The sequence below is a fragment of the Telluria sp. ZB4P37 genome (assembly GCF_059685855.1).
Genome location: NZ_JCASID010000006.1, coordinates 211292 through 221207 on the forward strand (window position 1 = coordinate 211292; position 9916 = coordinate 221207).

The 9916-nt window shown below is 54.5% G+C and carries 8 protein-coding genes and 2 pseudogenes; 6 read left to right on the plus strand and 4 right to left on the minus strand.

Annotated features, from left to right (window positions below):
* Positions 1-14: 14 nt before the first annotated feature.
* Together AC56K1_RS12890 and AC56K1_RS12895 are read left to right on the plus strand one after the other, a co-directional pair.
* On the plus strand, positions 15-491 hold the full coding sequence (locus tag AC56K1_RS12890) for a DUF2938 domain-containing protein (RefSeq protein WP_497158237.1): 477 nt from the start codon (positions 15-17) through the stop codon (positions 489-491).
* Positions 492-515: 24 nt separating this feature from the next.
* Positions 516-746 (plus strand): DUF2798 domain-containing protein, encoded by a 231-nt coding sequence (locus AC56K1_RS12895; protein WP_497158238.1) that lies wholly within the window; start codon positions 516-518, stop codon positions 744-746.
* A 151-nt stretch (positions 747-897) separates the two neighbouring features.
* Here AC56K1_RS12895 and AC56K1_RS12900 read toward each other — a convergent pair whose 3' ends face one another.
* A complete protein-coding gene (locus tag AC56K1_RS12900; protein ID WP_497158239.1) occupies positions 898-1320 on the minus strand; it encodes a hypothetical protein in 423 nt (140 codons plus the stop codon).
* A gap of 403 nt (positions 1321-1723) precedes the next feature.
* Positions 1724-2221, minus strand: a complete 498-nt coding sequence (locus AC56K1_RS12905; RefSeq protein ID WP_497158240.1) for a DUF2726 domain-containing protein — start codon at positions 2219-2221, stop codon at positions 1724-1726.
* Between the two features lie 555 nt (positions 2222-2776).
* Between AC56K1_RS12905 and AC56K1_RS12910 the strand changes: the two genes are divergently transcribed.
* From AC56K1_RS12910 to AC56K1_RS12920, 3 genes and pseudogenes are all read left to right on the plus strand, one after another.
* The gene (locus tag AC56K1_RS12910) at positions 2777-3409 is read left to right on the plus strand and encodes a phasin family protein (protein ID WP_497158241.1); all 633 of its coding nucleotides are present in this window, start codon (positions 2777-2779) and stop codon (positions 3407-3409) included.
* Positions 3410-3633: 224 nt separating this feature from the next.
* The gene (locus AC56K1_RS12915) at positions 3634-4614 is read left to right on the plus strand and encodes an extracellular catalytic domain type 1 short-chain-length polyhydroxyalkanoate depolymerase (RefSeq protein ID WP_497158242.1); all 981 of its coding nucleotides are present in this window, start codon (positions 3634-3636) and stop codon (positions 4612-4614) included.
* Positions 4615-5149: 535 nt separating this feature from the next.
* A pseudogene (locus AC56K1_RS12920) lies at positions 5150-5793 on the plus strand (transposase); the annotation flags it as partial.
* Between the two features lie 284 nt (positions 5794-6077).
* On the opposite strand, the gene AC56K1_RS12925 reads toward AC56K1_RS12920, so the two are convergent.
* Complete coding sequence (locus AC56K1_RS12925) at positions 6078-6491, minus strand: BLUF domain-containing protein (RefSeq protein ID WP_497158243.1); 414 nt, start codon at positions 6489-6491, stop codon at positions 6078-6080.
* Positions 6492-7202: 711 nt separating this feature from the next.
* Positions 7203-8426, minus strand: coding sequence for a DUF4214 domain-containing protein (locus tag AC56K1_RS12930; protein ID WP_497158244.1), 1224 nt, complete (start codon positions 8424-8426; stop codon positions 7203-7205).
* 37 nt (positions 8427-8463) lie between these two features.
* On the opposite strand from AC56K1_RS12930, the pseudogene AC56K1_RS12935 reads away from it, so the two are divergent.
* A pseudogene (locus tag AC56K1_RS12935) lies at positions 8464-9726 on the plus strand (IS256 family transposase).
* The last annotated feature ends 190 nt before the right edge of the window (positions 9727-9916 follow it).

Consider the following 9916-nt stretch of genomic DNA (forward strand, 5'->3'; position numbering starts at 1 on the left):
CCAGTGAGAAGATCATGGAACTGACATTCGCAGTACTCGTCATGGGTGTGGGCGCCACTTGGACAGTCGACGTATGGGCCGTTGTCCGCCAACTGTTGCTGGGCGTGCCCCGGCCGAACTATGGACACCTCGGGCGCTGGCTGGGGCACATGACGCGGGGCCAGTTCCTGCACAAGTCGATCGCTACGGCTGCGCAGTATCCAGGTGAGGTGGTGATCGGCTGGATTGCCCACTATCTGATCGGGATCGCGTTTGCCGCGCTACTGCTGGCCGTCACCGGTCCTGGCTGGCTGGCCCTACCCACCATCGGTCCGGCTCTGTTGTTTGGCATCGGCACTGTGCTGGCGCCGTTTCTCTTGATGCAGCCTGGAATGGGGGCCGGCATTGCGGCCGCGAGGGCGCCGCGCCCGGCCTTTGCGCGCTTGCAAAGCGTCCTCACCCATGCAGTGTTCGGCCTTGGGCTGTACGCCAGCGCCTGGCTAACCCATTAATCACATTCAACCAAGAGAGTCACCATGCAAATCCAGGCCCGCTTCGCACCAATCCTCTTCAGCGCCATCTTGTCGGCAATCATGGTCAGTATCGTCTCGGCGTTCGTATTGCTCAATACACAGGGCTTGCACCCCGGACTTCCCGGGCAGTGGGTGCGCAGTTGTCTAACCACCTGGCCGGTTGCGTTTCCCACTGTCGCGATCGTCGCGCCACTGGTTCGCAAGCTGGTCGCCAGGCTCACCAGGCAAGTCTAGCTACCTACGGACTTACCCAGGCACGGACCTCAAGCATGCCAATGAGCTCCAGAGCGACCGCCAGCAGCAAACATGCACTCCATCGTGCACCTCTACACTAATCCGATTTGTCGACGCTCGGGAAGGCCCGAATCCGACCCGAAGCAGACCTTCAACGTGGGCAGACAAGAGGTCTTGCTTTACTAGCGCGCCGCACAGCTACGAGATGCGCGACGTCAAAATCGTCCGTGTCTTGCTTGGCCGTTTGGTGCTCATCAATTTCCACGGTAGCCTGCCCCTGAACGCCGCACTCCCTGACCTTCGCTGGGGATGGAATGCGCAGCATCCGCTTCGCGTCGTCGATGTTTGTGAAGCAAAACCACATTAGTCTTCGGTCATCAGCTGGCCGGGTATGCCGAAATCGCGAACCAGAACGCGGATAGAAGCACACCGTGTCGCCCAACTGTTCCAGACTTTCCGCATCGGTGCTGTAAGTGTAGGTTCCTATGACAACGTTAGGAGACTTATCCAAGGTCTGCGCTTGGAGCGCTGAAACGCAGGCAAACAGGAGCACCCCGATACGAAAGCGATTCATGATTTTCTCGTCATCTTCTCAGCGGTAAAACGCAAATTAAGGTCCATTGCAGCCTGTGCAAGCTCTGCCGCCGATGCAATATTGCTAACGGTGTGCAAGTACTATCCGCACAGCTGTGTACAGCTTGATGCATGCAAGCGGCCAAAGAAGAATGGCTGCGGTTGCAATCATCAGTTCTAGACCGAGCAAATGCTCCGAGCCGGGAACATAGCATTCGCCATTTTGTGGGCAGCCGATTGCTGCATGATACCCGCGCCAATACGATATTAGAACGAACGGAAAATATCCGACCGCCGCCCAGTAGACAACGAGTAAGACGCCTAGAAATTTTTTATTTGGCTCTCTATTCATCAGTTCTGCTTTTGGCCGAAAGCGGCAGTTAGCGTACTTAAATTTTCCCCGTTTAGTTGTACACAGAGCTTGGCTTCGAAACTTCCGATACGGCAGCGGCCGGAAGTACGGTAGCGCGCAAAACCTCCGTGCTTGGTTTGCTCTTTGACTGAAAACGCACGGTACGAAAGCCGGCTTGCTGTAGGCGCGCGTCCCGCAATTTGTCCTTTTTGTGCGAGTGCGTCTGGTCATCCAGTTCGACTACGGCCACCACCTTACAGCTTCTGTCGCAGACTACATAATCAACACGCTGTTGCGCGATCCTCAGTCGGTCACTATGGGCCGTTTTTTTGTCAACGGTGGCGGCCTCAATGAGGGCCGTCATGGCGACCTGCGGGAAAATGTAATGGTCCGGCAGGGCTACCACTAAACGGCCGAAGAACTCTGCCTCATTATCCGTCATCAGCTGCCGCGCTTTATACGTGCTGGCTCGACTAGAGCCTTTGAGCATTGGCGATACGACTAAAATCGCCAGTGCCAGAAGGACGAGTACCACAATCATTATTTCCATTCCATTCTCCGTTTTATATCTCTTCGTCAACTTGAGAGCAAATTAACCGTACTCTGCAAGTCTTCTTCCGTTTTCGACCCATAACGGACGTTCGCCTGAGCTCGAGTTAAAGGAAGTAACTCGTATCACCCAAATCTATCGTGGACTTGCTTTCGCAGCATCGCATTCTACCTATTCCAGCACGGCCCCCTGCTGAGCTGCAAATCTGACGTGCGGCAAAAATACGTGACTCCTTGGTATAAGCAGCTGGAATGAATTGTTCAACATCTATGATTGTGCGACGCAGCAATTGACAGTGACACTGTTCAATAATCTAGTGGGCAAGGGTCGAAGCCTCAAGCCAATAAAATCCGTTAATCGTTGTTTTTAGCAGAAGTTCGTAAAAAAACGCTGGAACTATCAGCAAATTGGTCTACTCTAACGAGCTCGTGTCAGCGGCTTTCACTGAAAAGGACGGTGGCGCGGTGCAGCATCACATGTGAGTGTCGGCTGCGGCCGTCTCGATCGCAGCGCAATCACATCCATTGAACGGATACACTTATTAAGGGGTCATCCATGTTCCTATTTTCCCATTCTGTTACTCCTGCAGCTCGTACGCATCTGGACGCTCAAGTTGCCTTTCTGAACGACATGTCTAAATCATGGTCGCGTTCTATTCAAAGCATTGTGGAAGCGAACATCCAGTTAGGCCAGACTCTGCTTGAAGAGACCAATATTGCTGGACAGCAACTTTTTACTACTAATCGTCCAACAGATATCATCTCAACCACAGCTGCGCGCGCCCAGCCAACCGCTGAAAAGCTGCGCGCCTACCAGCAGCAACTTTCCCGTATCGTAGCTGAATCCCAGGTCGAACAAGCTCATGTAGCCCAGCAACATGTCCAGGAGACCTCGCGTACCGCGAGTGTCTTGGCCGAAGAGGTTGCGCGGGCTGCGACAGAAGAAACGCAAAACAGCATTCGTACCCAGCAAGAAAACTTGAAGAACTTCCGTAATCCGTTCGAACATGCCCGCTCTAACGGTGAAACATACCGCGGCAACCTTCAAAGCAACGGTGACGGCGCAAGCGCTGGTGCAGAGGTTCGAGCTGACGGGCGCAACGGAAGTATTTCTGGCACTGTGCAAGGTGGCTCGCATGGCAGCCAACAGGGTTCACAACAGGGCAAGTCGAGTGCGAAACCAAGCTAACAAGAAGTAGAAGTCCTGCGCCGGGCTTGGTATCTCTCCACTGTCTGGGTAATACAGCGCCCCGAAAGGGGCGTTTTTCTTTGCGGCTTCGCAGATTACACTTTTTTCGCTGAGGCAACGTAGCTTCTCCTGCGTGAGGCGCTACCTTGCCTGATATGCGGTGCTGCAGCGAAGTGCAAGTCTCGTGAAACTCTTATGAGATTTCTCATCTCCGAGGAAACACAATGCTGATTACCTTATTCGAGGCAATGACTTCTTTTACTCAATCCCAACGGCAAGCTCCGCTATTCGGCTTTCCGTTTGCCAATGCTGCCCATGGCGTGTCCGGAAGATTCATTCGGAAGCAGTACGTGGGTGACAGGGGATCCTTGCGATATAAACTATTCATACCAAGTAATTACACTGACTCTCCAGTCCCGCTGATTGTCATGCTCCATGGTGGGGGCCAGGATGCAGACGATTTTGCGCTTGGGACAGGTATGAACCATTTGGCTGAGGAATTTGGGTGCATGGTAGCCTATCCAGAACAATCGCTGGACGCCAACTTGGGTCGTTGCTGGAATTGGTTTGACCAGGCACACCACCGAACCGGCGGCGGCGAGCCTGTGCTTATCGCAGGCCTGACGCGCAAGATCATGGACGACTACACCGTCGATATAGCGCGCGTTTACGTTGCCGGAATGTCGTCCGGCGGCGCCATGGCGGTCCTACTGGGGCGAAACCATTCCGATTTGTTCAGCGCAGTCGGGTGCCACTCCGGACTCGCGGATGGCAGCGCCAGCGACCACTATGGCGCCATGTTGGTGATGCGCGACGGGCCAAGCGGTCGCACCCAGGCGGATGCCGGCCTTATGGCAAGCATTCCGACGATTGCCTTCCACGGCGATCAGGACTTCACCGTACACCCGGCCAACAGCCTCGAAGTCGTACAGCAGTCGGTCAACTACTATACCGCGACGGCATCTGGCACGCGTGCCCCTATCGTCACTAGAAAAGAGACCGGAGAAACCGCCGGGCGTCGTTATAGCCGAACCGTTTATCAGGGACCGGCTGGCAATACCGTCGCTGAGCAGTGGGTCGTGCATGGCACTGGGCATGCATGGTCTGGCGGGGATATCAGAGGAACGTATAGCGATAGGGCAGGGCCTAATGCTAGCAAGGAAATGTTACGGTTCTTCTTGCAACAAAAAACGCAGTCGAGCTAGACGACGGGAAGCGCTCGAGCCAGGCGCTTGGCGCTGCGCCTCAATCAGTGTTCGGAACCTGTTGCTCAGTCGCCTTTGCAAGTGGCTCCATCGCGACGACATACTCGTTCTATGCGATCGCGCCGCGGTTCGGTCATCGGTAGCACAAGCTGCGTGCGTGCGCGCTGAGGGAGTTCATGCCTCATTCGTCACGAGCGCGCAACAGGACGCGTTCACTAACCAAGATTGCATGCTTCCTCATCAGCGCCACTTTCAACCGCGGTAAAGATCGTATGGCGAAAGACACGTCCAAAATACTCTTGCATCCTCTTGCATCCGATAAAAAATCTTCCCACACGATACGGCTCTTTTAGTAGCGCGAATAGCATCTTTAATTCAGCTTGGTCACCGTCCGCTTCTGGCCGAACCCGGCCGTTGAGCTCAGCATAGCAGGTCGCCAAGACGGAAAAATCGCAGACGGTCAGGAAGGACCAGATCCGACTGTGGATTCAACTGGTGAACGCAACACTCTAAGAAGGTATGGAGGAGTGTTCATATGAAGCAGCGACCTCGAATTTACTACACGGACAGTCAAAAGGCGCTCATGTGGGAGCGATGGCGCCAGGGCGATTCGCTTCAAAAGATTGCCCGGCTGTTCGACCGTAACCACTCGTCTGTCATGCGGATTCTCGCGGAAACAGGTGGCATCCGTCCAGCGCAACGATGCCGTTCGCGATTGGCGCTCACATTGGTCGAGCGCGAAGAGATATCGCGCGCAGTCGTAGCCGGCAAGTCGATCCGTTCTATCGCTACCTCTCTTGGACGAGCTTCATCCACAGTGAGTCGGGAGTCAAGAGAAATGGCGGCCTGGAAGGTTACCGGGCAATCCAGGCCGAGCAGCGTGTCTGGGATCGGGCGCGACGGCCCAAGCCGTGTAAGCTCGTAGCGAACCGGAAGCTGGCCGACATCGTCGCCGACAAGCTCAAGTTCCAATGGTCGCCGGAGCAAATCGCTGGTTGGCTAAAGCAGGCATATGCGGGTGACGAGGACTATCACGTGTCGCACGAAACGATCTACCGCAGCCTCTATATCCAGGCTCGGGGCGCGCTGAAAAAGGAATTGCTCGAGCACTTGCGGCGCAGCCGAAACATGCGCCGATCACGCCATCACACACAAAAGACGGACGACCATGGCAGGATCAATGAGACGGGTCGCTTTAGATGCTCACGTTACGTCTGCTTCTGGCCGAACTTGGTCATTCAGCGCGAAACAATTTTGTAAGACCATCTCTGCGGCAAGTGCGCATTCATACTCATAGCTAGGGAAGCGATGATTAATTCAAAAATTGGTAAATTTATATTTAAACTTTGGTCTTAAATGTCCGACTTTCGGGAAGCTGAACTAATTAGCACTTCCCTATGTGTCTTCGAAGTCAGCAACTTATGCTCATACTGAAGTTGAAAATCAAATTAAGCAGCGCTTGTTTAGCTAGCGAACAGCCTCAGTAACGCTACTGCTGGGGTGGCTGCCCCGATCCTGCGATTGGCTTGGGCGGCCTCCAAGACCTCGACAAGTTCATCGTATTTGTCGGCTTGGCGGTCATTCAAATTGGTCATGTTCATACTCCAGCGAGGAAATGTACGAAACTTGGCCGGTTCGTTGTAGAGAACTCGCGAATTTTTGTGGCGAGGATCAAGTTCAATTTTTTGGTAAAGTTCGTTAAGGGTAGATTCTGGACCCTCCAGAACCTGCAAGAACCACCCACCGTTGTAGAACAAACTTCCGGTTACGTCGAGTGGAGCATTATTGTTTTTGGCCTTTTCCTGAATTGCGGCCAGATCGGCTTGGGACATCTTGCGTGTGGCTTGGCTAACGTATACAAGTTGATTGATTGACATTTTAAAATCCTTTCTGCATGGAAACAGAAAAACTATAGCTTGGCACAAAAATACTGTCGACAAAATAGTGCGTGATGGAAATCAAAAGCGGGTCAAAGATGCGCGGATGCTGGCGTCTGTTAATAGATTGCCAATTTCTCGTCGGAAGTGGGCCGTGTGCATGCAAGACCAACACCGCTCTACTCAAGCGAACCGTGTGGATGATACCAATGGACGTCGCATCGGGCGCCTGGGTAGCTGAGCTCAGCATAGCAGGTCGCCGCGGTCGAAAAACCGCAGACTGTCACGAAGTACTGGATCCGACCCAACGCGGACACAGGAGTCCAGCGATCGTATTTCGCCAAGAAGTGGTGAGTCTCTTGGTCTGCAGCTTCCAAATTGGTACCACGAGCCTCATCTACGGTGACAAGTCCGAGCAGCTCTGTCTAGCTTCCGGAGTGAAAGCGCAAGCCGTCTTTCTCAGCATGCCGGCCTTCGTATCCAGGTGCGGTAACGGTTTACACCTTCTGACTGAGCGCGAGGCAGGCCGGGACGTCTACGTTCGCAGTCGCGCGCAGTCGCCGGAGCTATTGGATAGTGTGGGGGGGCTCAGTGTAGGGCTTAATGCCGTTAAGCATGGGGTCAGTGGCAAGGCAGCGGTGGACTTGTGGCGACTCAGGCCAACTTTAATAAGCTACAAGCTAGCGGCGGACTAGCCAGAAAGTTGTAATCTTAGCCCCAGGGCTGGAATTCGAAACCATTGGTCATCACGCCAACCAATTGCGTGTAGTTTTCTTGACTTTCGCTAAATGCCACTAGAACCTCGGCAAGCGATGCCATTCCCTTGTCGAGCACATTCACCCAGTAAACGACGCCAGCCTGATCGGGCGTCCGGTTCAGTACGTTCTCGTAGAGCTCCGTCACGATCGCGAGATTGCTCGGCCTGGCGCCGTTCAAGACCCTAAATTCAGTCGATGCAATAAATGCGCCGGCGACCGATGCAAGGCTCGCGCCACTATCAAGCTGTGCAATCCAATAGCCCAACCCAATCTTGTCAGGCGTTCGATCGAACGCAGCCTGGTAGAGGCGATACGCCTGTCCGCCTTCGCCGTTAATATCGAGCGCGACACTTACATCGGCGAATTCAAGACGTTCAACATTCACCAGCAAATCCGTGCCTTCAGTGCGCAAGCGGTCGCCGACGAAGAAGCTGTCGCCATAGGACGATATAGTGAAGTCAGCACGCTTGCCATTGTAGAAGGCGACATCAATGCCAGCGCCACCATTGATATAGTCGTCGCCGCCACCGCCGAACAGCGAGTCGGCCCCGTCATAACCGAACATGTCGTCATCGTATTTAGTACCGTCAAGGACGTCGACCCGCGGCGTTCCACGCACGGCTGTGACCATTATCGGGTCAAGATCTTCCAGAATGGACAGGGTAACCGTCTGTTCGCCATAGTAGTCGCCTTGGACCCACGAGGCATTAACGTAATAGATACCGGTATATGGAGCAACGAAAGTCAGATAATCAGTACCGTAAAAACCCGATAGATTATCAATTGCAATGGCTTCACCGTCGCCGTTATAGATGATGAGGTCGTCAGGGTCGTAGAAACTGGCCGACGAGACAGAGTAAATCGCGCCCGCCAAAGCTGTGAAGCTGAAAATGGAATCGTGTTCCGCACCGGGGTAGCTGGTAGTAAAGAGGACCGCATTCTCGTACCCTGTGGCCGCGCCGGCGCCTGGTCCATACATCGACAAGGGAAGGTAGGTAGCCGTACTCATGTCTTGCCATAAAAGAGGACGATAAAGGGCGCTGTAATTCACAAAATTCTCATGTGGTGGTATCGGAAATGGAGTTAACTTATCCTGATACGATGTAATCGGGCGAAGAATTACAATTTGTTTCACCCCGCGCGAGCCTGTCAGATTTTCTGTGTGGAACGGGGTCATGAAATAATGCCCAAAGGATTGTTCGATGATCGACGAAATGACCACCAAGAAGCCGAAGAAGCAGAAAGCAGAATGCAGAAAGCAGCGTATCCATTCCCAGTCGAGCTGATCGACCAATTGCTCGCCCAGGTTGAGAACAAGGACGCTGAATCGATCCTTGGCGAATCCGGCCTGGCCGGGCAGTTGAAGAAGATGCTGGCCGAGCGCATGCTGTCTGCCGAGATGACCCATCACCTTGCCAGCGAAGGCGAGCGCAGCAGAAACCATCGAAATGGCACGAGCCCGAAAAAGATGCTGACGCCAGGCGGGGAACTCAATCTGGACATCCCGCGCGACCGCTTGTCGAGCTTTGAGCCTAAGCTGGTTGCCAAGCACCAGCGGCGGATGACGGGCTTTGATGACCATGTCATCAGCATGTACGCGCGTGGCATGAGCGTGCGCGAGATTTAGTCCCATCTGCGGAGCTGTACGGTACAGAGGTGTCGCCGGACCTGATCTCCACCATCACCGACGAAGTCCTCGACGAGGTCACGCAGTGGCAGCAGCGACCGCTTGAAGCGATGTACCCGATCGTTTATTTCGACGCACTGCGCCTGAAGATTCGGGACGAAGGCATCGTCAAGAACAAGGCCGTGTATCCGGCGCTGGGCATCTGCGCCGACGGTCGCAAGGAAGTGCTGGGGCTGTGGATCGAGCAGACCGAGGGCGCCAAATTCTGGCTGAAGGTCTTTAACGAGCTCAAGAACCGCGGGCTGGAAGACATCCTGATTACCGTGGTCGATGGCCTGCGCGGCTTCACGGAGGCCATCGAGGCCGTGTATCCGCAAGCGCAGGTCCAAACCTGCATCGTGCACCTGACCCGCAATTCGACCACGCTGGCGTCCTGGAAGGAGCGCAAGGACCTCGCAGCAGCCTTAAAGCCCGTCTACCAGGCCGCCAACGCGGATTTGGCATCGGCGGCGCTGGACAGCTTTGCCGCAGGGCCGTGGGAATTGCGTTTCCCGACCGTGGTGGCGATGTGGTGGCGCCAATGGCAGCAAGTGATTCCCTTCTTTGCCTACCCGCCCGAGGTACGCAGGATCATCTACACGACCAAGCCATCGAGAGCTTGCACATGCGCCTGCGCAAGATCGTCAAGAACCGCGGCCACTTCCCGACCGACGAAGCGGCCACCAAATTAAAGTTCCTGGCCTTGCGCAATATCGAGAAAGATTGGAAGATGCCTCCGATCGTCTGGAAGCAAGCTGCCAACCAGTTCGCCATTCTGTTCGGCGAGCGCTTCACCAACGCGATTCACTAACTACAGATTTCTGGCCCCGCACACAGAATTTCTGACAGGTCCACTGTCACCAAGGACCGAAACCGACCCGAAGCAATGGGATGGACTCCTCCTCCCCCTGAGGGCACGTTAGTGCCAAACTGGAGTTTCCACACAACCGGTTCGGAAAGAAGGAGTCCACCATGAAGCTTATCCGCGTTGGGGTCGATCT

Excerpts from the sequence above, each read along its gene's own strand:
- AC56K1_RS12890 (WP_497158237.1), top strand. The coding sequence starts at position 15 with ATGGAACTGACATTCGCAGTACTCGTCATGGGTGTGGGCGCCACTTGG.
- AC56K1_RS12895 (WP_497158238.1), top strand. The coding sequence starts at position 516 with ATGCAAATCCAGGCCCGCTTCGCACCAATCCTCTTCAGCGCCATCTTG.
- AC56K1_RS12900 (WP_497158239.1), bottom strand. The coding sequence starts at position 1,320 with ATGAATCGCTTTCGTATCGGGGTGCTCCTGTTTGCCTGCGTTTCAGCG.
- AC56K1_RS12905 (WP_497158240.1), bottom strand. The coding sequence starts at position 2,221 with ATGGAAATAATGATTGTGGTACTCGTCCTTCTGGCACTGGCGATTTTA.
- AC56K1_RS12910 (WP_497158241.1), top strand. The coding sequence starts at position 2,777 with ATGTTCCTATTTTCCCATTCTGTTACTCCTGCAGCTCGTACGCATCTG.
- AC56K1_RS12915 (WP_497158242.1), top strand. The coding sequence starts at position 3,634 with ATGCTGATTACCTTATTCGAGGCAATGACTTCTTTTACTCAATCCCAA.
- AC56K1_RS12925 (WP_497158243.1), bottom strand. The coding sequence starts at position 6,491 with ATGTCAATCAATCAACTTGTATACGTTAGCCAAGCCACACGCAAGATG.
- AC56K1_RS12930 (WP_497158244.1), bottom strand. The coding sequence starts at position 8,426 with ATGACCCCGTTCCACACAGAAAATCTGACAGGCTCGCGCGGGGTGAAA.